The following is a 21,789-nucleotide window of genomic DNA, read 5'->3' as shown; positions in this document are numbered from 1 at the left end:
CTCACGCCTCGAAGGGCAGCCCTTTTTCGACCCGCGCTGCCTGCTCGAGCACCGCGCTCTGCATCACCGAGCCACGCGGCCATCCGGCGTGAACGGCGTACTGCAGGACAAATTCCAACATCTCCTCGCGGGAGGCGTTGCGACTGGCCATGGCCGACCAGACGTGGCTGCGGATCGGTGTGCTGGCGCCGGAGAAGCCGACCCCGACCAGGGTCAGCCAGCGGCGCGAACGCTCGTCCAGGCCGGGGCGGTTCCACATCTCACCGAACACGAAGTTGATGATGCCGCCCTCGAAATAGGCGGTCTGGGGCGGCGGACCGCCGAACAGCATGTGCTCCTGGAACGATGCCGCGCCCTCGGCGTGACGCACCGACGGATCCCAAGGCTCGGCCCGGATCAGCGCGAACGGCGCCGGTGGCAGGTCCAAGGCGTCAGCCGCGGCCGTGATCGCAGCGTCGAGGATCCCGCCGGTCGTCCAGCCTGAATAGACCGCGACATGCAGGGCCGCCTCACGCAGCTCGGCCAGGGTGATCGTCTCGTTCGCCAAGGCGCCGCGCACGTAGCGCTCGGTCGCGGACGCATCGCTGGCGTTCGCTGCGCTGCTCATGGCGATCAGGAACCGGGAGCGCAGGTCCAGCGCGGGGCGTGACCAGATCTCGGCATAGATGTAGTCGCGCCAGGAGGCCTCGACGGGCGTCGCCGGCTCGCGGGCGACCTCGCCCGTCAGTTCGGCCTGCAACCGCGCGCCGCACGCCGTGCGGTCGGCCGGATCGAGCAGGCTCATCGCGCCGCCGCCGGATTGGCCAGGTTCACCCAGACGTTCTTGACGCGCAGGAACTCCTTCAGGCCGTCCTCGCCGCCCAGCCGGCCATAGCCGCTCTGCTTGACGCCGCCGAACGGCGCGCAGGGGGTCATGCCCTCCCCCGCCCCGTTGACGTGGATCATGCCCGCGTCGAGCCGGCTGGCCACGCTGTGCGCGCGGCGCAGGTTCTGAGTGTGGATATAGCCGCCGAGTCCATATTCGGTGCCGTTGGCCAGGGCCACCACCTCGTCCTCGCTGTCGAACGGCGTGACCGTCAGCACCGGGCCGAACACCTCGTGCTGGGCGATCTCGGCGTCATTGCCCACATCGGCGACGATGGTGACCGGCAGGAAGAAGCCCTCGGCCCGCTCGCCGCCTAGCCGTTCGCCGCCCGCGATCAGACGACCGCCCTGCCGCACGGCGGTGTCGACAACGCCCTGAATGCGGGTCAGGGCCGCTTGCGAGATCACCGGGCCGAGCACGGTGCCCTTGTCCAGCGGATCGCCGACCGGGATGTGTCCCGCCATCGCGCCCAGCATCTGCAGATACTGGTCGTAGATCGGCCGTTCGACCAACAGGCGCGTGCCGTTGACGCAGCCCTGGCCATTGGCGCTGATCGCGCCGGACAAGCCGCGCTTGGCCGCGTCCTGCAGGTCGGCGTCGGCGAAGACGATCACGGCCGACTTGCCGCCCAGCTCCAGGCCACAAGGCTTGAGGGTCTCGGCGGCGCTGCGCAGCACCTTCTTGGCGGTCGGCCCGCTGCCGACGAACTGGATCTTGTCGATATCGGGATGGGCGACCATGGCCGCGCCGATGTCGGCCCCGCCGGTGACGATATTGAAGACGCCCTCTGGAAAGCCCGCCTCGATGAACAGCTCGCCCAGCCGCATGATCGACCAGGGCGCGATGTCGGGCGCCTTGACGACGATGCAGTTGCCCGCCGCCAGCACGGGCGCGGCGACCATGGTCGCGGCGAACATCGGACCGTTCCAAGGGATGATCGCCCCGACCACGCCGTAGGGCTCGTACGAGACATAGTCGTGGGCGGGACCGGTCCAGGTGCTGACCGTGCGCCCCTCGATCTTGTCGGCCCAGCCGCCGAAGTAGCGGAACTTCTGCGCGCCATCCCAGCCGAGATAGGCCGTCGCGGCGACCACCGAGCCATTCTCGATCGTCGACAACAGCGCCAGTTGCTGGCTGTTCTGCTCGATCAGCGCGGCCAGCTTGAACATCAGGTTGCGGCGCTGGTCGCCGGGCAGCGCGCGCCACGCTGGGAAGGCCTTGCGCGCCGCCGCGACAGCGGTGTCGACGTCGGCGACCGACGCCAATCGAACCTCGCGGGTGACCTGGCCTGTGGCCGGATAGATGTGCGGGACCGTCTCGCCGCCGCCCTCGCCAGCCTTGCCGCCGGCGATCACCGGATGCCGTGGCAGGATCGTCAGGTCGGGGGCCTGATAGGTCATGGTCTTCCTCCGCGCGGCGCGGGCCGGTTTTCCCGCCCGTCTTCGTTCGATGTCGCGATCTAATGTGCGCGTAATAAACGCGTCAATCCGACACCATGACCAATCACGCCACCTAAAGATCAAATACATGCGTGTTTTTGACAACATCGCTCCAGCGATGCGATCCTCGGGCGCTGTCCGTGATGTCAACGCGAAGCCGTTGGCATGGCCTCTACGGACCCGTCATCCGGCGTGCCACCCCGAAGGTGTCGCGAGAAAATTTCAGTCGAAGCGGAGCCTTAGTGGGTCGGGCGCGTTTAACCCTCCGAACGGGGATCATCGCATGACCAATCCGACTTCCAACCAGACGACGTTCGAGCGCGAGCTCGTCAGCCTGATCCCGCACCTGCGAGCTTTCGGCCGCTCGCTGACCGGCAACGCCAGCCACGGCGACGATCTGGCCCAAGACGCCCTGGCCAAGGCCCTGGCCTCGCGGAACTCCTACCAGCCGGGCACCAACATGAAGGCCTGGACCTTCATGATCCTGCGCAATGTCTTCTATTCGGAAAAGCGCCGCTCGTGGCGTTCGTGCGCCCTTGATCCCGAGGTCGCCGAGCGGACCCTGGTTTCGACGTCCAACCCGACGGCGGCCCTGGAGCTGGATGAGATGCGCCGGGCGCTGGACATGTTGCCGCCCGACCAGCGCGAGGCCCTGATCCTGATCGGCGCCGCGGGCATGTCCTACGAGGAAGTCAGCGAAGTCACCGGCGCGGCGCTGGGCACCATCAAGAGCCGCGTCAGCCGCGCTCGCGACCGACTGGCCCTGATCTTCGCCGAGGGTCAGATCGACGAAGACAACAAGCCGGCCCACGCGGCCATGGCGTCGATCTTCCGTCAGATCGACGACTACCGCACCTCGCGCGCCGCCTAGTCTACGACGTCACGACCGCGAAAGGCGGCGCCTAGTGCGCCGCCTTTTTGCGTGGGATCAAGTGCACGACGCCGACGATCACGCCGCCGACGACCAGTCCGACCACCGCCGAGCAGGCCACCGTGGCCAGCCAACCCGTCAGCGCCCCGACGCCCGGCGCGGCGCCCGCCCAGTGCGACGCGGCATGAACCCACTGCGGCACGGGGGTCAGGTGGAAGTGCTCCAGGCCGTGGACGATGATCCCGCCTCCGACCCACAACATCGCCGCCGCGCCGATCACGGTCAAAGCCTCCATGGTCACCGGCATGGCCTTGACCAGGCCGCGTCCCAGGCCACGAAGTCCCGCATTGCGCCCCTTGGCCAGGTGCAGGCCGATGTCGTCCATCTTCACGATCAGCCCGACCACGCCATAGACCGCGATGGTCAGCAGCACCCCCACCAGGGCCAGGGCGGCGGCCTGGATAGCCAGGGGCTTGTCGGCGACGTCGGCCAGGGCGATGGCCATGATCTCGCCCGACAGGATCAGGTCGGTGCGGATCGCGCCGCCCACCTTTTCGGCCTCGAGTTCAGCGCTGCTCTGAGCCAGGTCGTCGATCTCCTCGCCCGCCACCTCATGGTGAGCAAAGGCTTCGAGGATCTTCTCGGTGGCCTCGAACGCCAGATACGACCCGCCGACCATCAGGATCGGCGTCACCGCCCACGGCGCGAACGCGCTGAGGATCAGCGCGCCCGGCAGCAGGAACAGCAGCTTGTTGCGGAACGAGCCGACCGCGATCTTCCAGACGATCGGCAGTTCGCGGTCGGGCGTAAAGCCCATGGCGTAGCCGGGGGTCACGGCGGTGTCGTCGACCACAACGCCGATCGCCTTGGTCCCCGCCTTGCCGGCCGCCGCGCCCACGTCGTCCAGCGAGGCGGCGGCCAGCTTGGTGATGCCGGCGATGTCGTCGAGGAGCGCGGCGAGGCCGGAAGGCATGAGGATTCTCTTGGAACGCTGGAGTCTAGCCTACGCGAATAGACCGGACCTCTCGCTCAGGTCGAGCCCTAACCCTTCTTGAGGACGGCGTCGGCCTTCTTGCCGATCCGCTTTTCCTCAGCCTTGGACATCCGCCCCGCCTTCACGGCTTGGCTGGCGCGCGCCTTGGCGTTGCGGGCGTGAGCCTTGTCCTCGATCGGATAGGCGCGCTTGTCCGGTTCGGCGAAGGCCTTGTCGGGCAACTTGTCGCGCTTTTCGGTGTTGAGTTCGGCCACTGTGGCTACTCCTTCGGATGAGCCGTTCCCAGCGCCTCGACGGGGGCGTCGTCATCGCTATCGTCGCCGTCGGGGGTGACGATCTCGGCCGGTTCGTCCTGCCGCGCCAGATCCCGCGCGCCCACGCCGCCGCCCTGCTGGATGTTGCGATTGGCCTCGACCGTCGAGGGGTCGTAGCTGTCGTCGGCTTCGTCGCCGTTGGTCACGTCTAGGTCGGCCATGGGAATTCTCCGGTTTCGCTCCAAGCCAACGACCGGCGAGGCGCGGACGTTCCCTTCAATGCCCTCTCAGATTCCCTGTGGCGGTCGTCAGAATAAAATCAGCCTCAGTGACAGTTGCGGTCCGCCGGAGACACGCCAGATATTCGACACGCCGGCGCGGGGTCGGCGAACCTTCAGAGACTTCTCATGCCCACCTTGTTCGATCCGCTTCGCCTCGGCGATCTCGAGCTGCCCAACCGCGTCGTCATGGCGCCCCTGACCCGCCTGCGCGCCGGGCCGACCCAGATCCCCAACGCCCTAATGGCCGACTACTACGCCCAGCGCGCGTCGGCCGGCCTGCTGATCAGCGAAGGCGTGCCGGTCGTTCCGCAAGGCGTGGGCTACCAAGGCGTGCCCGGCATCTGGTCCCAGGAGCAGGTCGAGGGCTGGAAGCAGGTCACCAAGGCCGTGCACGACAAGGGCGGCCGCATCTTCATGCAGATCTGGCACGTGGGCCGGGTTTCCGACCCATCGTTCCACGGCGGCGAAGCGCCGGTCGGCCCCAGCGCCATTCCGGCCAAGGGCCATGTCAGCCTGCTGCGCCCCGAGCGCGACTACCCCACGCCCCGCGCCTTGACGACCGAGGAAGTCGCCGGCGTGGTCGAGGCCTTCCGCAAGGGCGCCGAGAACGCCAAGGCCGCCGGCTTCGACGGCGTCGAGATCCATGGCGCCAATGGCTATCTGCTCGACCAATTCCTGCAGGACGGCTCCAACCAGCGCACCGACCAGTACGGCGGCTCGATCGAGAACCGCGCCCGCCTGATGCTGGAGGTCGCCGACGCCACCATCTCGGTGTTCGGCCCCGGCCGGGTCGGCATGCACCTGGCCCCGCGCGCCGACAGCCACTCGATGGGCGACAGCGACCTGGCCGCCACCTTCGGCTACGTCGCCAAGGAACTGGGCAAGCGCGGCATCGCCTTCATCGCCGCCCGCGAATACGAGGGCCCCGACAGCCTGGGCGTGGACCTCAAGAAGGCCTTCGGCGGCGTCTATATCGCCAACGAGAAGTTCACCCGCGAAACCGCTCAGGCGGCGCTGGACGCCGGCAAGTACGACGCCATCGCCTTCGGCAAGGCCTATATCGCCAATCCGGACCTGGTGGAGCGCCTGAAGGCGAACGCGCCGCTCAACGCCCCGGACCCGACCACCTTCTACGGCGGCGATGGTCGCGGCTACACCGACTACCCCACCCTGAAGACGCCCGTCGCCGCGACGGCCGAATAAACTAAAGCGCTCCGAAGGCGGGATTTCCGCCCGAGTCTGTATCCGCTACGCCTTTTGCCGCGTTGGGTCTTCACCACGCGGCGCGTAGCGGATACAGGCTTAACCATGAGCGAGACCAACGATCACTGGAAGACCATTCTGCAGCGCGGCGCCAACGCCCTGGCCTTCCGGATCACCAGCCCAGCCAACGCCGTAAAGCCGATCATGGTCGCCGAGCCCGCGCCCCAGAAGCGCGCCCTGCCGGTCATGGTCTATCACGCGGTGGCCGCCTGCGCCCTGGTCGACAGCTGGATCATGACGGGCGAAGGCGACGTGCTGATCGACCGGCCGGCCGTCCTGACCCGCCAGAAGCTGGTCAACGCCAAGGCCGCCGAACCGCCGGGCAGCGCCCAATCGCCGTTCTCTACCGGCTACGCCGCCGACTACCGGCTGGAGTTGGTGCGCCTGACCTGGCTGGCGATCATCGACGACCCGGCGAGCCGGCTCGAGTCTCTGGCGGCGACGTACAAGCCGCCGGAACCGCGCGTGAAGCTGGTCTAGAGCAACCGCCCTACCAAGCGCCCGTGTTCGGCATCGAGGCCCAGGGCTCGGCCGGATCCAGATTGCCGTCCTGCAGCAGCTCGATCGAGATGTTGTCGGGCGAGCGGACGAAGGCCATGTGGCCGTCGCGCGGCGGACGGTTGATCGTCACGCCCATGTCCATCAACCGCTGGCAGGTCTCGTAGATGTCGTCGACCCGATAGGCCAGGTGGCCGAAATTGCGGCCGCCCTGATAGTCCTCGGGATCCCAGTTATAGGTCAGTTCGACCAACGGCGCCTTGCGCTCCTTGGCCAATTCGGCGTCTTCAGGCGCGGCCAGGAACACCAGGGTGAAACGCCCCTTCTCGTTCTCCATTCGATAGGCCTCGGTCAGGCCAAGGCCTTCGCAATAGAAGCGCAGCGAAGCGTCGAGGTCCTTCACACGGACCATGGTGTGCAGATAGCGCATGGAGGGCTCCCGGGAGCGGAGAGAGGTCTGTCGAGCCGGCAGGATACAGCGGCGGCGCACCGCCCCGCACCCCACAAATAACGGCCAGGGCCTACTTCACGGTGTGGGCGGCTTGGCCTTGCAGAGCCTGCTGGGCCCGCTCGACGGCTTCCATCAGATGACCCAGGGCCAGGCCCTCGGGGCTGTCGGCGCGGTAGATCTCGCGCAAGGCCGGCACGCGGTCCTTGCAGGCGGCCATGGCGTCCAGGGCCTGATCGATCTTTCGCGTCAGCATCTTCGTAATCGCCGCTTATGTTCTATATTCGTTCTACAGGGGCGGTTTTCGGATATCAATCGACGACCGTCCCCGCCTCCACAGGTTTCTCCCGAGTCTGCCGCCGCCACAACGCCGCGTATTCGCCCCCAGCCTCCAAAAGCGCCGCGTGAGGGCCGCGCTCCACAACCTTTCCACGGCGCAGCACGATGATCTCGTCGGCGTCGGCGATGGTCGACAGGCGGTGAGCCACGACCAGGGTCGTACGCCCTGCCCGCGCCTTGCGCAGGGTGGCCTGAATGGCCGCTTCGGTGCGGCTGTCGAGCGCGCTGGTGGCCTCGTCCAGGATCAGCACGCGGGGGTCGGCCAGCAAGGCCCGGGCGATTCCCACGCGCTGACGCTCGCCGCCCGACAACTTCAGCCCGCGTTCGCCGACCTTGGTGGCCATGCCCTCGGGCAGGTTGCGGATGAACTCGCCCAGCTCGGCCGCCTCGGCCGCAGCCCAGACATCGGCTTCCGAAGCCTCGGGGCGGGCGAAGGCGATGTTGGCCATCACCGTGTCGTTGAACAGGGCCACGTCCTGCGGCACCAGCGCCACCGCCCGGCGCAGCGAGGCCTGCTTCAGCGCCTTCAGGTCGTGGCCGTCCAGGGTGACGCGGCCCGCCTGGGGATCGATCATCCGCAGGGCCAGGCGCACCAGGGTGGTCTTGCCCGCGCCCGAGGGACCGACGATGGCCACGGTCGTTCCGGGCTCAGCCCTGAAGGTGACGCCCTGCAAGCCCTCGGAACGCGCGCCGTGGCGGAACGACACGTCTTCGAAGGCCACCGCCCCGCCACGCCGGTCAGCGGGCGGCGGCAGGCCGATGGCGTTGGCCGCGTCGGCCACATCGGGCTGGGCCCGGCGCAGCTCGAGCATGGCCTCCATGTCGATGAACGACTGGCGGATCTCGCGATAGGCGAAGCCGAGGATGTTCAACGGTCCATACAGATTGACCAGGATCAGCACGGCGGCGGTGACGTCGCCCGGACCGATCAGGCCCGAGGCCGCCTCGCTGCCGGCCAGGATGGCCATCACGCCCAACCCCAGGCTCATCACCGCCGACTGGATCGTGTTGAGCAGCGTCAGCGAGTTGGTCGCCTTGATGTTGGCGTCGCCATAGGCCGTCAGGGCGTTTTCATAACCGCCGACCGCGCGATCCTCGGCGCCGAAGGCCTTGACCGTCTCGTAGTTCAGCAGGGCGTCGACGGCGCGGCCGGCCGCTTCGGCGTCGGCCTCGTTCATCACCCGACGATGGCCGATCCGCCAATCCGAGATCGTGAAGGTCACCACGCCGTAGATCACCACCGTGACCACCGCCGTCAGAGCGAAGCGCCAGTCATAGGCCTTGGCCAGCACGATGGCGGCCATGATCAGTTCCACCGCCGTGGGGGCGATGTTGAACACCAGGCCGCGCAGCAGGAAATCCATCGACCGCGCACCGCGATCGATCACCCGCGACAGCGAGCCCGTGCGCTTGGTCTGGTGGAAGTCGATCGACAGCGACAGGGCGTGAGCGAAGGTCTCGACCGCCGCCTTGTTCTGAGCCGCCTGCGCCACGGGCGTGAACACCGCGTCGCGCGCCTGGGGGGCGACGGCGGCGATGAAGCGGATCAGCGCCCAGCCGCCGGCGAGGGCCGCGAAGCTCAAGCCGACCTGGACCGTCGCCCCCTGCCCCGCGCTCAAGGCGTTAACCGCCTTGCCCAGCAGCAACGGCGCGATAACGCCCAGGAACTTGCCGGCGAAGGTGAAGACCAGGGCCACGGTCACGCGCCAGCGCAGACCCGGAGCCTTGGACCGCATGACCAAGCTGAACAGATCGGCCATCGCCTTCCAGCCGTTGGCCTTGACCTCGGGCGCGGCGATCGCGCCGGCCACGGCCCCGGATCGGGGCGCCATGCCCCTCACTGCGCGCCGTCCAGCAACTGGGTGCTCTGCAAGCCGCCGCCCGGGTTCATCCAGTCGACCCGCCAGCCGGCCGCCAGGAGCGTGGACCGCACCGGCCCACCGGATGGCGGCAAGGCCGGGCTGACATCGATGATCACCAGCTGTTCGCCGCCCTCGCCAGCCACCTGCACGGCGTGGGTTCCGGTTTCCAGAGGATGGTCAAGCGAGATCGAGAAGCGGCCGTCCTCGCCGACCTTGCCCTCGCCGCGCGTGGTGCGATCCACGCGCACGCCCAAGCCCGCGCCAGGTGTGCCGACGCCGGAGACCACGGCCCCGCCGCCCCGGTCGTAGTCGATCGCCAGGATGCGCGGCGACGGAGAGGTCTGGCCCATCACCTCGGCCCCGGCTCCGGCGCGCAACAGCACGGCGGCGCCTTTCGGCGTGACCATCAGATAGCCTTGGGCCTGCACGGTCCGGTCCTCAATGGTCATCGACAGGCCGTAGAGCCGAGGCTCGGCGGCCAGGGGCACGACCAGCCGCCAGGCCCCCGCCGCATCGGCCTTGCCGACCAGCGCCTCGCCGGTCGGGGCGCCCAGCCGTACGCTGGCCAGCGCCTCGGCCTGGCCAGACAACGCCACGCCGTCGGCCTGACGGACAGCCGACAGCACGCGCGGCGGCTTCAGATAGCCCGCCTGAGGCGAAACCTGCTCGGTCTTGGCCGCCGTGGGGTCATGCCGCCAGCCCTTGTCCTCGCGACCACAGGCTCCCAGCGCCAGCATGGCCAGCACGACCACGGCGTACGCCGACTTGTAGGCGCCCGACTTGAAACCGATCTCGCGAATCCTGATCATGGCGTATCCAACGGCCGACGACGCCCCGGCGGCCCGTTTGCTTGGGTGTTCACGTGCGGCGCGCCGACCTTTTCGACAAGGACCGGCGCGCTGTTTATTTTTCTGGAGTGGACGACGATGTCCGACCTGTCCAGCGGCCAAGCCGCCGCCGCGGAGGCCGCCAAGGCCGTCTGCGTCTATTGCGGCTCGTCGAACACGGCCGACCCGGCCTTCCTGGAAGCCGCCTTCGAGATCGGCGGCGATTTCGCCAAGGCGGGTCTCAAGCTGGTCTATGGCGGCGGCGGCGTGGGCCTGATGGGCGCGACGGCGCGCGGGGCGCACGCGGCGGGCGGCAAGGTGCTTGGCATCATCCCCGACTTCCTTCGCGGTCGCGAGCAGCCGTTCGACGATGTCGAGACCGTGGTCGTCACCTCGATGCACGAGCGCAAGATGATGATGTTCGAACGCTCGGACGCCTTCGTCGTGCTGCCGGGCGGCATCGGCACCCTGGAAGAGATCATCGAGCTGTTGTCCTGGCGACGTCTGGACCTGCATCGCAAGCCCATCGTCTTTCACAATCCCGGCGGCTTCTGGGATCCGCTGTTCGCCTTGCTGAAGCACACCATCGACCAGGGTTTGACCCCGCCTTCGCTGGCGAACTGCTGGCGCGTGGCCGAAAAAGCCAGCGACATAACGCCCACCCTCCTTGCCTGGCTCGCGGAAACCGGGCAGGAGAACGCCACGTCAAACGTTCGTTTGTTGACTTAGTTGCGAAAAACAACGCATTCTGAATGAAGCCGACCTCCCAATGTCGGCCGTAGGGGATAATAGGAAACCATCATGCGTATCTTCGTGACCGCGCTCGTCGCGGCCTCCGCCCTTTCGACCGGCGCTTTCGCGGCCGAAGGCGCTGTTCTCAAGCTCAAGGCGCCCGCCAAGGCTCCGACCCTCATTCAGGACGGCGCCATGTGGCGCTGCAACGGCGACATCTGCGCCGCGCCCCAGGTGAAGTCGCTGCCGGTCGGCCGCGCCTGCCGCAAGGTCGCCGCCGAACTCGGCGCGATCGCCACCTTCAACTATCGCGGCGAAGAACTGGACGCCGCCGGCATCGCCGACTGCAACACGGCCGCCAAGCCGTAGACCGAACTCCCCGCACGCCGTGTCGAGGCGACACGGCGTGCGTCCGGACTTGAGCCCTCCGTCCTGGGCCTGCCGTCCGAGCGCGTCGATTTATCCGCGCCACCGCCCAAGACATGATAGACCTCCCGGCAAGGCGCGCAGACGCGCCATCGGCTCGTGCGCCTTCAAGGCGTAACGGCCCGCCACGCGCCAGACATACGGGCGCTCTGCTTAGACCCTAAAACCGACAACGACCGACAAGCCTTTGCCGGACGCACGACGCATCGCCGGGCCAACCCGTGCGCGCGTTCGCTTGCCTCCCGCCGCTCGTCGCCGTGCGTCCTGACCTCTGAAAAGGAAAATCATTGTCCAAAGGCAGTCGTGAGATCCGCAAGCCCAAGACCGTCAAACCCAAAGTGATCGCCGCCGCAGCGCCGGTCCTGCAGACGACCCTGGCGCCGCGCAAGAAGTAGGTCCGTGACGCCTTGCGGCGTCCAGACCGTGGCGGCGCATCAAGCGCCGCTTCATCTCAGAGCATCTTTGGCGCGCCACGGCCGCCATTCAGGAGCGTCAGCTTGATCGCCTATCTCGTCCTGGTCCACCGCTACCCCGAGCAGTTCAAGCGCCTTTTCAAGGCCATCCACGACCCTGACAACCACTATCTGGTTCACGTCGATCAGAATTCTGGTCCGGCTCTGGAGGCCGATATCCGCGCCTTCCTGTCCGCCTATCCCAACGCCGGCGTTCTGGAGAGCAAGAAGGCCCTGTGGGGCGGCTACAGCCTGGTCGACGCCGAGTTGCGCGGTATGGCCAAGCTGCTGGAGATGGGCAAGGACTGGAGCCACTTCATCAATCTCAGCGGCCAGGATTTCCCGCTGATGACCCAGAAGCGCATCAAGGCTTTCCTGACCCGAAACAGCGGCCGGGAATTCATCCGGGTGCTCGACCAGGCCAAGGTTCGCCCCGACACCATGGGCCGGGTGCTGCAATACGTCGAAGAACTGGGCGGCCGCATCATCGACACGCTGGCCACCCGCCTCTTCCTGGACGGCGCCACGCCCTATATCGGCACGCAGTGGAAGATCGTCAGCCGCGCCTTCTGCGACTTTGTCTGCCACGATCCGTCGGTCGAGCGCTACAAGGCCTTCTACCGCAACACCTTCATCGCCGACGAAGGCTTCTTCCAGACCGTGATCATGAACACCGCCGCCCATGGCGAGGTGGTCAATGACGACAAGCGGATGATCGACTGGATCCCGGACGGCGACATCAAGCTGCGCCCCCGCACCTTCACGGCCGTCGACGCCGCTTCGCTGACGACCAGCACCGACCTCTTCGCGCGCAAGTTCGACGCCGAGGTCGATGGTGAAATCCTCGACATTCTCGAGGCTCACCTGCGCACTCAGGACGTCGCCAATGTCGGTCAGGTTCCAGCCTTGGGCGAACTCCTGACCGCCTAGGACGAAGCTGGGCGGACGAGGAACACCCTCGTCCGCCCTTTGCTTACTTCTTCGACCCCTTCGACGGTTCCGTGACCGGGGGTTTGGGCGTCTGTCTTCCACCGACCAGCATCCCGCCGATCAGGGCGAAGGACAGCATGGCGTGGTTCATTCTCGATACGTTCATTGGCGGCGTCTCCCAGACAGGCCGTTGGACCAGGAGACGCGCGCGGCTTACAGGGGCTCCCACCCTCCTAGTCGTCAGCGCGTCGACGACAAGCATGCGCTCGAGTCGCCGAGACGCAAGAAAAATCGTCCGAACCCTGACGAAATCCGCACACGGACGAATGACTAGAAAGGCCTGATTTTCCCTGACGGCGCAACGCTTCGCGCACGGAACGCCGCACCTGGCGTCGTAGGCATCTAGTGGATCGTCCGGGATTCGAGCGCGCCGCCGGGCTCAGGCTTGCCGGCCGCGCTGATGACCGCGGCGGCGGCGCGCAGCATGGCTTCATCGATGCGCGCGACCTCGCAACCCACCAACTCGGCCGCCATCTCCGGCAGGTCGGCGCATAGCCGCAGCTGGCCGGCGATCCGTTGCAGCACAAGGCCTTCTTCGAGGTCGGGATCGTTGGCGACCACACCGACGACCAGCGACAACGCCACCTCCAGCCGGTCCGCCTTGGCCTTGGCCTCGCGCACCTGTTCCAACAGCAGATGGGCGCTGGCGTCCATGGCGGTCAGGGTTTCAGCCAGCGGTTGGGCGGCGATGTCGAGGCGGGCGTCGGTCACGGTGAGATCCAGCAAGTTGTCCTGCTGGGTTGAACGGCCTCACCCCCAGGAACAGGGCGAACAAAAGCGCGGAGCCCAAAAGAAAAGCCGCCCGCGACGGCGTGTCGCGGGCGGCTTCTGCTCTGAACGATGCTTGTCCGTGGACGGCTTCAGGCCGCCTTGCCGCTAGCCGGCCCGAACGACAGCGATTCGTAGCGCTTCAGGTGGTGATCGACCGAGCCGAACAGGCCCTCGATGATCGAGGCCCGCTTGAAGTAGTGGCCGATGGCCAGCTCGTCGGTCATGCCCATGCCGCCATGGATCTGGATGGCGTTCTGGCCCACGAACTTGCAGGCACGGCCGATCCGGACCTTGGCGGCCGAGACGGCCTTGGCGCGCTCGGCGTCGCTCTCGGACAGCTTGATGGTGGCCATGTAGGTCATCGACACGGCTTGCTCGAGCTCGATGAACATGTCGACCATCCGGTGCTGCAGCACCTGGAAGTTGGAGATGGCGGTGCCGAACTGCTTGCGCTGCTTGGCGTAGTCCAGCGTGCCCTCGTGCAGCTTGCGCAGCACGCCCACGGCCTCGGCGCCGACGGCGGCGGTCGCCTCGTCCAGCACCTTGTTGACCAGCGGCAAGCCACCGCCCTCCTCACCGATCAGGGCGTCGGCGGGGATCGAGACATTCTCGAAATAGACCTCCGAGGCGCGACCGCCGTCGACCGTCGGATAGTCGCGGGTGACGATGCCCGGCAGGCTCTTGTCGACCAGGAACACCGAGACGCCGCCGGTGTCGCGCTGGGCGCCGCCGGTGCGGGCGGTGACCACCAGGTGGCTGGCGAACGGCGCGCCGACCACCACGGCCTTGTGACCATTCAGGACATAGCCGGAGCCGTCCTTCTTGGCCGTGGTCTTCAGGTCCTGCCAGGTGTAGCGGCCCTGGGGCTCGGCATAGGCGAAGGCGATGGTGGTCGCACCCGCCACGATGCCCTCGATCACCGACGCCGCGCCGGCGTAGCCCGAGTGCTTCATGAAGCCGCCGCCGATCACCACGGTGCCCAGATAGGGTTCGATGACGAGCGCCTTACCGAACTCCTCCATGATGATCATGTTGTCGATCGCGCCGCCGCCCAGGCCGCCCAGCTCTTCGCTGAACGAGGCGCCCAGGATGCCCAGCTCCTCGGCGAAGGCCTTCCAGTAGTCGGCGCGCCAGCCGCTCTCGGACGCCACGATCTTGCGGCGGGTCTCGAAGTCGTACTTGTCCTGCAGGAAGCTCGCGACCGTGTCGCGAACCATCGACTGCTCTTCGGTGAAGTTGAAATCCATCCCAGGTTTCCCGTCTTTGTCTCGCCCCGCGCGGCTCGGCCGGCGTCGGGGCTGCGGTGTTCGTGTCGGAAGTCGCGGCGAGCGGCCCGGCCGCTCGCCGTCGAGGCGCTAGAGCCCCAGCACCATCTTGGCGATGATGTTGCGCTGGATCTCGTTGGAGCCGCCGTAGATCGACGTCTTGCGGACGTTGAAATAGGTCGGGGCGGCGCGATGGGCGAAGTCGGGGCCGATCGGATGGGCGTTGTCGCCATCCTTGGGGAAGCCCCGGAAGTACGGCGCGCCGTAGTGGCCGGCGGCTTCCAACACCAGTTCGGTGATCCGTTGCTGGATCTCGGTGCCCTTGATCTTCAGGACGGAGGATTCCGGTCCCGGGCCCTTGCCGGCGGCTTCGCCGGCCAGGGTGCGCAGCTCGGTATATTCCAGCGCCGTAAGGTCGATCTCGAGGTCGGCGACCTTGCGCTTGAAGTCGGGGTCGCTCAGCAGCGGCTGGCCATCGTCGCCCAGTTCGGTCTGGGCGATCTGGCGGATGCGTTCGATGCCGCGCTTGGAACGCGCCACGCCGGCGATGCCCGAGCGCTCGTGGGCCAGCAGGAACTTGGCGCAGGTCCAGCCCTTGTTCTCGTCATAGATCCGGTTCTCGACCGGCACCTTGACGTTCTCCAGCCAGACCTCGTTGACCTCGTGCTCGCCGCCCAGGGTGATGATCGGCCGCACGGTCACGCCCGGCGACTTCATGTCGATCAGAAGGAACGAGATGCCTTCCTGGATCTTGGCGGTCGGATCGGTGCGGACCAGGCAGAAGATCCAATCGCCGTGCTGGGCCAGGGTGGTCCAGGTCTTCTGGCCGTTGACCAGGTAGTATTCCTTGCCGTCGTCGCCGGTGAAGCGCTCGGCCTTGGTCTTCAGGCTGGCCAGGTCAGACCCCGCGCCGGGCTCCGAATAGCCCTGGGCCCACCAGATGTCGCCCGACAGGGTCGGCGGCAGGAAGCGTTCCTTCTGCTCGGGGGTGGCGAAGGTGTAGATCACCGGCCCGACCATGTTGATGCCGAAGGGCAGGATTGGCACGCAGTCGGCGCGGGCGGTCTCTTCGGACCAGATGTAGCGCTGGACCGAGGTCCAGCCCGGGCCGCCGTACTTCTCCGGCCAGGCCGGGGCCACCCAGCCCTTCTTGGCCAGGACGCGGTGCCAGGACAGGAAGTCCTCCTTCGCCATCTCCTCGCCCTCCTCCTGCTTTTCGCGCAGGCCGGCGGGGTAGTTCTCGGCGATGAAGGCGCGGACCTCGTCGCGGAACGCGACGTCTTCAGGCGAGAAATCGAGGTTCATGGCGGACTCCCGGAAATCGGCCCTCTTCGGGGGCCGTCTTTGACTTTCGGGAGTCACCTTAGAGTTCGAACGAGCGTTTGGAAAGATGACCTTAGCGTCAACGTAAACAATGTTCAGGTTGCGCCGGTCGCCCCTAGCGAACCTCGCAGGCCAGCCGGACCACCGCCAGGGCGGTGACCCCGCCCACGCCCTCTTCCTCGGTGATGTCGAGGTTGATCAACGGCCGCTTGCCCAACGCGTCCAGCAAACGGGCATGGCCTTTGGCGGGTCCGACATGACCGGCCTGGCAGTGGGCGATCAAGGCAGGATCGAGGGCGTGCAGCACGGCGGCGGCGGCGCAGGCGGCGTAGCCGTCCAGCAGCACCGGAATCTTCTGGACCCGGGCGGCAAGGATCGCGCCCACCAGGGCGGCGGTCTCGCGTCCGCCCAGTTGGCGCAGGGCCGCCAGCGGATCGGAAAGGTCATCCTCGGCCGAGGCGCGAGCCACGGCGGCGGCGATCGGCTCGGGCGCGTCGCTCCAGTCGCCGGCCTCGCCGCCCAGCAGGGCCAGGGCGATGGCCCCGGCCGCGCGATCGGTCTCGGCGGCGATGACGCCGGGGATCAGCAGGTCGGGCTGCTTGGCCAGCGCCTCCATGCCGAAGGCCATGGTGGCGGCGCATTCCTTCTCGCTCATCGCGGCCTTCTGGACCGCGTCGGGCGTCGGGCGGTCGATGGCCAGGTCGAAGGCCTCCAGCCCCGCGCCCTGGACGCCGGCGATGCGGCAGACATTGGCGCCGCCGGCGGCCACGGCCTCCAGGCGGTCGCGCGCATAGCCGCGCGGCCCCACGCCCTGGCGCGCGCCGGCATAGAGGGCGACGACCGGGCGCAGCACCGCTGGCGGCGTCTTGCCGGTCCAGTCCGTCAGCCAGGCCGAGAGCTCGGCGAGGCGATCGCCGCCTTCAAAGGTCGAGGCTGGAGCGGCCGGCGCGTCGGCGGCCAACTTGTGGATGTCATCGAAGGGAGAAGCGGTCATGGAGCGCGGACTTAAGCCAGCCCGCGCCCGATGCAAAGCGCCGTAGGGCGATATGAGGCGATCAGGCGCCGGTCGGGTTCTCGATCAGCGCCTTGCAGGCCCCGTCGCGCTCGGCCAACAGCGCCGCCTTGCGGTCGCCGTTGGCGCTGGCGCCCTGGCTCCTGGCGGTCTGTTCGGTGGTGTCGGAGCGGTCGCGCAGGCCCGGATCGCGGCCCTTCCGCTGCGCCTTGACGAAGGCGTCCAGCGCCTTGGCGTCGACGGCGCCCAGGTTGGCGGCCTTGGCCAGGCCCAGACAGCGCGAGGCGCGCAGCAGATCGCTGTCGCTGATGCGGTCGGCCGCGAAGGCCGGGGCGGTCGCCGAAACGGCGAGGACGGCGACGAGGGCGATGTTCAGATTACGCATGACGTTCTCTCCTGGCGGAGGGACGACGCGCCTCTTGTGCGCATCGCCTCCAGCGGCGACATTCGGGGCATGACCTCGCCCCTCGACACGGTGACTTCAGCGCCCCGTCCGCCCCGCGCCATCGCCACGCCGTGCGTGAAGGTGTGCGCGGTCGACGGCGTGACGGGCCTGTGCCTGGGCTGCCGGCGAACCCTTCCGGAGATCGCCGGATGGGCCCGCCTGAGCGACGAAGAACGGGCGGCGATCATGGCCGCCCTTCCCCATCGCCCGGACCCTATGGCCAGCCTGACGGCCGGCCTGGGCTAGACGCCTAGTTGAGCCAGGCGGCGCAGGCGGCGCTCGAACGCTCGGCCAGCAGCTTTTCCTTCTTGGCGCCGTCGGCCGCGTTGGCTTCCTTCAGGGCCGAAGACATCTTGTTGACGAGCGAGTTGCGGACAGCCAGCTCGCGGGCGGAGGACTCGGTCTTCAGCATCGCGTCGACCTTGGTGGTGTCCAGCTTGCCGAGCGTTTCCGAGCCGGCCAGACCGCGACAGCGCGCGGCTTGCAGCAGTTCGAAATTGCTCACGGCGGCCGAAGCCTGAGCGGCGAACGCCAGGGCCGAAACGGCGACGGCGGCGGCGATAGCGATCTTTTTCATGGCGCATTCCCTCAACTGGCGGGTCTTCCCGTTGAGCAGCGGTATGTGCCGTTACTGGTCGATTTTTAAGTTAAATCGAAGTCATGTTGCACATTACATCCAAGTAACGTTGATCATAGACCAGTATTACAACTTTTTAATTTGCCATTATATTACTATGAAATTAACCGTGATTGATCGCATGGGTCGCCGATTCACCGGTTGAAAACCCATTTGCGACTATTCTCCCCGTAACGGTCGTAGAAACGGCCAGAAAGCCTGTATGGCGGGGTGACTTCGATGTTCAAGTTCGCGTCCATCGCGATCGTAGGCGCGCTCTCCGCGGTCGGGGCGGCGAAAGCCGTCGTGTCGTTGGATGATCTGCGCCAACCCGACCTGCGAGGCCCAGCGCCCGCCGTGGCCGCCGCCGACGACGGGGCCGCGCAGATCGTCAAGGCCGCCGACGGCCACTTCTGGGCCGAAGCCAAGGTTGACGGCCGCGCCGTGCGCTTCCTGATCGACACCGGCGCCACGACCGTCGCCCTCAGCCAGACCGACGCCAAGCGACTGGGCATCGACACCAAGGCCCTCGACTACAGCTACAAGGTCATGACCGCCTCGGGCGAAACCCACGCCGCCTCGGTCAAGCTGGCCAGCGTTTCGGTGGCCGGCGCGCGCGTGAGCGACGTTGACGCCCTGGTCGTCGAAAAAGGCCTGGAGACGTCGCTGCTGGGCATGAGCTATCTGGGCCGGCTGTCCAGCTTCCAGGCCACGCCCCGCGCCTTGGTCCTGCGCTCCTAGAAGCGGTAATTCAGCCCGACCTGAACGATCGGGAAGTACTTGAAGCCCTTGGCGTCGTCGCGGACGTTGTCCTCCTCCCGCTGAAGCTCGGCCTGGAAGGTGGGATCGCCGGCCAGCGTGCCGTCGGTGGCGGTCAGGTCGACCTTGGGCTTCTTGCTGAACGACACGCCGCCCAGCACCCGGAAACCCCAGCGGCCGTTGCGGGAAAAGGTGTCATCCCAGCCCAGACCCGCGAACGGCTGGGTCTTGGACATCTCCACATCGCCCCGGATCGTGCCGATCTGCTCCGGCGTGAACAGCAAGTCGCCGATCCGGGTCGGACCCGTCGGCCGACCGTCCAGCCGCGCCTTGCGTTCACCGAAATAGCTGCCGCCCGACAGGAAGAAACCGCCGCCGCCCGGGTGCCAGTCGATGAAGGCCCCGCCCGTGCTGGTCTTCAGCTTCGCCGAATAGTCGACGCCGCTGTAGGTGTGGTCGTAGTCGAAGTTCATCCAGTCGCCGCCGCCACGGACGACGAACTGGTCGTTGAGCTTGTATTGCAGTTCCGCCCCGACCCCGGGCGTGCCGATATTGGCGCCGACCGCGAACCGGCCGTCCTGCGCGCTGGCCTGGGACACGGCTCCCGCCAGGAGCGTAACGCCGAGCATGGCGGCCAGGGTGGGACGTAACATTTCGTGACCTCGCATCAGGGTTTTACCCGACTTCGAAGTCCGTAACCGCGCATCCGCACGGCTTGTTCCCAGGGTTTAGCTGGCGACCGTTTCCAGGAAACGGGCTTCGCGCGCGTCGACCGCCTGCCGCACGGCCGCCAGGGCCCGATCGACCACGTCCAGCCCCGCGCCGGCCGCCACGCCCTCGACGGTCAGGATCCGGCGCCAGGCGCGCGCGCCCGGCAGGCCGTGGAACAGGCCCAGCATGTGCCGGCTCATCGCCGCCAGATGCACGCCGGCCGCCAGTTGTCCGGCCATGTAGGGCTTGTAGAGCTCGACCGCCTCGAAGGCGTCGATATCGGCGACGTCCTCGCCGAACACCCGGCGGTCGACCTGACCCAGCAGACCGGGTTCATGATAGGCCGCCCGGCCCAGCATCACCCCGTCCACATGCTCCAACTGCTCCAAGGCGACGTCCAGATCGGGAACGCCGCCGTTGATCACGATGGTCAGTTCCGGGCGCTCGCGCTTCAGGCGGTGGACCAGCGGATAGTCCAACGGCGGCACGTCGCGGTTTTCCTTCGGCGACAGACCTTTCAGCCAGGCCTTACGGGCGTGGACCACGAAGCCGGTCACCCCGGCCTTGGCCGACAGGTCGACCAGTTCGAACAGGCTGTGCTCCGGATCCTGGTCATCCACGCCGATCCGGCACTTGACCGTCACCGGCACGGACACCGCCGCGGCCATGGCCGCCATGCAGTCGGCCACCAGTTGCGGCTCGCGCATCAGGCAGGCCCCGAACCGGCCGCTCTGCACGCGGTCCGAAGGGCAACCGACGTTCAGATTGATCTCGTCGTAACCGTAGTCCTCGCCGATCTTGGCGGCGGCGGCCAGGTCGGCCGGCTCGGACCCGCCCAATTGCAGCGCCACAGGATGCTGGCCGGCGTCGAAACCGAGCAGTTTCTCGCGATCGCCGTTCAGCACCGCGCCGCTGGTCACCATCTCGGAGTACAGCAGCGCGCGGCGCGACAGCACACGGTGCAGCGACCGACAGTGGCGGTCGCTCCAATCCATCATCGGAGCGACAGAAAACCTATGCGTTTGAAATTTCTGCACTTTTAACATAGACTCAAAGAGTTATACAATCCACGCACGCGCTCGAACCACGACGAGCCACGCCCTGTTTCGCCACGGCGCCTCGCTTCACTGCACATAGGGCATGCGCGAAAGTTGGCCACGTTCGTGAGGCTCCCATCCGGGTCTTGGCGCGCCGCCGTTCAACGCAAGGCCGCCTATATAAGCGAGACCTTCCGTCAGCGCGAGAACGCGCGACGTTGGGCCACGGGCGCCGGACGCCCCGCCGATCCGAGCGACAAGCGTCAGGTCACGCGCCTCGCCGACGAGAAGGCCTTGGCCAGCCCGCCGGACCTCACCCTCCAGAACCTCAAGCCGAAGACCTCCCGCGCACTGAGCACGGGACGAACCCGCGTGTTGGCGAAACCATACGGTCAAGACCTGACATTGCCGCCTCCCCCACCCATCTGTGCCGTGCGCCCACCGGGCGCCCGCAAGGAGCAGGAACATGACAAGCAAGGTCTGGTTCATCACTGGGACGTCGAAGGGCTTTGGCCGGATCTGGACCGAGGCGGCGCTGGCGCGAGGCGACAAGGTCGCGGCGACGGCCCGGGACGCCACGACCTTGCAGCCGCTGGTCGACACCTATGGCGACCTCGTCTTGCCGCTCACGCTCGATGTCGACGACAAGGCCGCGGTGGACGCGGCGGTCGCGCAGGCCATCACGCATTTCGGCCGCATCGACGTGGCCGTCAACAATGCCGGCTACGGCTTGTTCGGGACGATCGAAGAGGTCAGCGAGGCTGAAGCCCGCGCCCAGATGGAGACCAACTTCTTCGGCGCGCTGTGGGTGACCCAGGCCGTCCTGCCGCAGATGCGCAAGCAGGGCTCGGGGCACATCATCCAGGTGTCGTCGATCGGCGGCGTCAACGCCTTCGCCACCATCGGTCTCTACCACGCTTCCAAGTGGGCCTTGGAAGGATTCAGCCAATCTCTGGCCGCCGAGGTCGCGCCGCTCGGCATCAAGGTCACGATCGTCGAGCCGGCGGGTTACGCCACCGATTGGAGCGGCCCTTCGGCCAAGCAGGCCAAGCCGATCGACGCCTATAGCGAGGCGCGCGCCGCGCGGGCGAAGTTCCGCAGCGCCGCCATCCCTGGAGATCCGGAGGCCAGCGGCCCTGCGATCCTGAAGGTGGTCGACGCGGCCGAGCCGCCCCTGCGCGTCTTCTTCGGCACGGCCGGCCTGCCGATGACCAAGGCCGAATACGCCCGCCGGATCGAGACCTGGGAAGCCTGGAACGATATTTCCATCGAAGCCCAGGGCGACCTGAAGGCCAAGCAGGCGCGTTGA

25 protein-coding genes and 2 pseudogenes are annotated in these 21,789 nt (G+C 67.4%); 9 read left to right on the top strand and 18 right to left on the bottom strand.

From position 1 onward, the window contains the following. Position 1: 1 nt before the first annotated feature. Together G3M62_RS09900 and G3M62_RS09895 are read right to left on the bottom strand one after the other, a co-directional pair. Entirely contained in the window at positions 2–784 is a 783-nt protein-coding gene (locus G3M62_RS09900; protein WP_165186630.1) for a carboxymuconolactone decarboxylase family protein, read from the bottom strand. Next, positions 781–2,265 (bottom strand): aldehyde dehydrogenase family protein, encoded by a 1,485-nt coding sequence (locus tag G3M62_RS09895; RefSeq protein WP_165186628.1) that lies wholly within the window; start codon positions 2,263–2,265, stop codon positions 781–783. The genes G3M62_RS09900 and G3M62_RS09895 overlap by 4 nt, the downstream gene beginning before the upstream one ends. Before the next feature lie 322 nt (positions 2,266–2,587). Here G3M62_RS09895 and G3M62_RS09890 point away from each other — a divergent pair, with 322 nt between their 5' ends. After that, positions 2,588–3,175, top strand: a complete 588-nt coding sequence (locus G3M62_RS09890) for a sigma-70 family RNA polymerase sigma factor (protein WP_165186626.1) — start codon at positions 2,588–2,590, stop codon at positions 3,173–3,175. Positions 3,176–3,206: 31 nt separating this feature from the next. On the opposite strand, the gene G3M62_RS09885 is transcribed toward G3M62_RS09890, so the two are convergent. From G3M62_RS09885 to G3M62_RS09875, 3 genes are all read right to left on the bottom strand, one after another. Beyond that, positions 3,207–4,148, bottom strand: coding sequence for a DUF808 domain-containing protein (locus tag G3M62_RS09885; protein ID WP_165186624.1), 942 nt, complete (start codon positions 4,146–4,148; stop codon positions 3,207–3,209). A gap of 68 nt (positions 4,149–4,216) precedes the next feature. Beyond that, on the bottom strand, positions 4,217–4,423 hold the full coding sequence (locus G3M62_RS09880) for a DUF6582 domain-containing protein (protein ID WP_165186623.1): 207 nt from the start codon (positions 4,421–4,423) through the stop codon (positions 4,217–4,219). Between the two features lie 5 nt (positions 4,424–4,428). Then, a complete protein-coding gene (locus tag G3M62_RS09875; protein WP_165186621.1) occupies positions 4,429–4,644 on the bottom strand; it encodes a hypothetical protein in 216 nt (71 codons plus the stop codon). A gap of 186 nt (positions 4,645–4,830) precedes the next feature. Between G3M62_RS09875 and G3M62_RS09870 the strand changes: the two genes are divergently transcribed. Continuing rightward, positions 4,831–5,907, top strand: a complete 1,077-nt coding sequence (locus G3M62_RS09870; RefSeq protein WP_165186620.1) for an alkene reductase — start codon at positions 4,831–4,833, stop codon at positions 5,905–5,907. Positions 5,908–6,012: 105 nt separating this feature from the next. Then, the gene (locus tag G3M62_RS09865) at positions 6,013–6,447 is read left to right on the top strand and encodes a hypothetical protein (RefSeq protein ID WP_165186618.1); all 435 of its coding nucleotides are present in this window, start codon (positions 6,013–6,015) and stop codon (positions 6,445–6,447) included. Between the two features lie 10 nt (positions 6,448–6,457). On the opposite strand, the gene G3M62_RS09860 is transcribed toward G3M62_RS09865, so the two are convergent. The 4 genes from G3M62_RS09860 to G3M62_RS09845 all read right to left on the bottom strand — a co-directional run bounded on the left by G3M62_RS09860 (position 6,458) and on the right by G3M62_RS09845 (position 9,923). Beyond that, positions 6,458–6,895, bottom strand: coding sequence for a VOC family protein (locus G3M62_RS09860; RefSeq protein ID WP_165186616.1), 438 nt, complete (start codon positions 6,893–6,895; stop codon positions 6,458–6,460). 91 nt (positions 6,896–6,986) lie between these two features. Then, positions 6,987–7,169 carry a hypothetical protein gene (locus G3M62_RS09855; protein WP_165186615.1) on the bottom strand — a complete coding sequence of 61 codons (183 nt, stop codon included), beginning with the start codon at positions 7,167–7,169 and terminating at the stop codon, positions 6,987–6,989. Positions 7,170–7,224: 55 nt separating this feature from the next. After that, positions 7,225–9,159: an ABCB family ABC transporter ATP-binding protein/permease gene (locus tag G3M62_RS09850; protein WP_425483852.1), complete on the bottom strand. Its 1,935-nt coding sequence runs from the start codon at positions 9,157–9,159 to the stop codon at positions 7,225–7,227. Then, entirely contained in the window at positions 9,090–9,923 is an 834-nt protein-coding gene (locus G3M62_RS09845; RefSeq protein WP_165186611.1) for an Ig-like domain-containing protein, read from the bottom strand. The genes G3M62_RS09850 and G3M62_RS09845 overlap by 70 nt, the downstream gene beginning before the upstream one ends. Positions 9,924–10,040: 117 nt before the next feature. Between G3M62_RS09845 and G3M62_RS09840 the strand changes: the two genes are divergently transcribed. The 3 genes and pseudogenes from G3M62_RS09840 to G3M62_RS09830 form a co-directional block, all read left to right on the top strand. Next, positions 10,041–10,670 carry an LOG family protein gene (locus G3M62_RS09840; protein ID WP_165186609.1) on the top strand — a complete coding sequence of 210 codons (630 nt, stop codon included), beginning with the start codon at positions 10,041–10,043 and terminating at the stop codon, positions 10,668–10,670. A 72-nt stretch (positions 10,671–10,742) separates the two neighbouring features. Next, on the top strand, positions 10,743–11,042 hold the full coding sequence (locus G3M62_RS09835; RefSeq protein ID WP_165186607.1) for a DUF8200 family protein: 300 nt from the start codon (positions 10,743–10,745) through the stop codon (positions 11,040–11,042). Positions 11,043–11,593: 551 nt separating this feature from the next. After that, positions 11,594–12,481, top strand: a pseudogene (locus G3M62_RS09830) (beta-1,6-N-acetylglucosaminyltransferase); the annotation flags it as partial. Between the two features lie 43 nt (positions 12,482–12,524). On the opposite strand, the pseudogene G3M62_RS26940 reads toward G3M62_RS09830, so the two are convergent. The 6 genes and pseudogenes from G3M62_RS26940 to G3M62_RS09805 all read right to left on the bottom strand — a co-directional run bounded on the left by G3M62_RS26940 (position 12,525) and on the right by G3M62_RS09805 (position 17,297). Continuing rightward, a pseudogene (locus G3M62_RS26940) lies at positions 12,525–12,663 on the bottom strand (hypothetical protein). Between the two features lie 220 nt (positions 12,664–12,883). Continuing rightward, a complete protein-coding gene (locus tag G3M62_RS09825; RefSeq protein ID WP_246263546.1) occupies positions 12,884–13,252 on the bottom strand; it encodes a hypothetical protein in 369 nt (122 codons plus the stop codon). Positions 13,253–13,401: 149 nt separating this feature from the next. After that, a complete protein-coding gene (locus G3M62_RS09820; RefSeq protein ID WP_165186606.1) occupies positions 13,402–14,559 on the bottom strand; it encodes an acyl-CoA dehydrogenase family protein in 1,158 nt (385 codons plus the stop codon). A gap of 108 nt (positions 14,560–14,667) precedes the next feature. After that, a complete protein-coding gene (locus G3M62_RS09815; protein ID WP_165186604.1) occupies positions 14,668–15,882 on the bottom strand; it encodes an acyl-CoA dehydrogenase family protein in 1,215 nt (404 codons plus the stop codon). Positions 15,883–16,015: 133 nt separating this feature from the next. Then, positions 16,016–16,894, bottom strand: a complete 879-nt coding sequence (locus tag G3M62_RS09810) for a nicotinate-nucleotide--dimethylbenzimidazole phosphoribosyltransferase (protein WP_165186602.1) — start codon at positions 16,892–16,894, stop codon at positions 16,016–16,018. A 61-nt stretch (positions 16,895–16,955) separates the two neighbouring features. Beyond that, positions 16,956–17,297 carry a hypothetical protein gene (locus tag G3M62_RS09805; RefSeq protein WP_165186601.1) on the bottom strand — a complete coding sequence of 114 codons (342 nt, stop codon included), beginning with the start codon at positions 17,295–17,297 and terminating at the stop codon, positions 16,956–16,958. 69 nt (positions 17,298–17,366) lie between these two features. Between G3M62_RS09805 and G3M62_RS09800 the strand changes: the two genes are divergently transcribed. After that, the gene (locus G3M62_RS09800; protein ID WP_425483849.1) at positions 17,367–17,603 is read left to right on the top strand and encodes a DUF1289 domain-containing protein; all 237 of its coding nucleotides are present in this window, start codon (positions 17,367–17,369) and stop codon (positions 17,601–17,603) included. Between the two features lie 4 nt (positions 17,604–17,607). Here G3M62_RS09800 and G3M62_RS09795 read toward each other — a convergent pair whose 3' ends face one another. Further along, the gene (locus tag G3M62_RS09795; RefSeq protein WP_165186599.1) at positions 17,608–17,934 is read right to left on the bottom strand and encodes a hypothetical protein; all 327 of its coding nucleotides are present in this window, start codon (positions 17,932–17,934) and stop codon (positions 17,608–17,610) included. A 279-nt stretch (positions 17,935–18,213) separates the two neighbouring features. On the opposite strand from G3M62_RS09795, the gene G3M62_RS09790 reads away from it, so the two are divergent. Continuing rightward, positions 18,214–18,714 carry a TIGR02281 family clan AA aspartic protease gene (locus G3M62_RS09790; RefSeq protein ID WP_165186597.1) on the top strand — a complete coding sequence of 167 codons (501 nt, stop codon included), beginning with the start codon at positions 18,214–18,216 and terminating at the stop codon, positions 18,712–18,714. On the opposite strand, the gene G3M62_RS09785 is transcribed toward G3M62_RS09790, so the two are convergent. Next, positions 18,711–19,385: a hypothetical protein gene (locus G3M62_RS09785; protein ID WP_165186595.1), complete on the bottom strand. Its 675-nt coding sequence runs from the start codon at positions 19,383–19,385 to the stop codon at positions 18,711–18,713. The genes G3M62_RS09790 and G3M62_RS09785 overlap by 4 nt on opposite strands. Before the next feature lie 75 nt (positions 19,386–19,460). Beyond that, a complete protein-coding gene (gene dusA, locus G3M62_RS09780; RefSeq protein ID WP_165186593.1) occupies positions 19,461–20,489 on the bottom strand; it encodes a tRNA dihydrouridine(20/20a) synthase DusA in 1,029 nt (342 codons plus the stop codon). 457 nt (positions 20,490–20,946) lie between these two features. Between dusA and G3M62_RS09775 the strand changes: the two genes are divergently transcribed. Continuing rightward, entirely contained in the window at positions 20,947–21,789 is an 843-nt protein-coding gene (locus G3M62_RS09775) for an SDR family NAD(P)-dependent oxidoreductase (protein WP_165186591.1), read from the top strand.

The organism is Caulobacter soli, assembly GCF_011045195.1.
Taxonomy (GTDB): domain Bacteria; phylum Pseudomonadota; class Alphaproteobacteria; order Caulobacterales; family Caulobacteraceae; genus Caulobacter; species Caulobacter soli.
The sequence above is the reverse complement of the archived record's forward strand: the minus strand, read 5'-3'. Positions and strand labels throughout refer to the sequence as shown.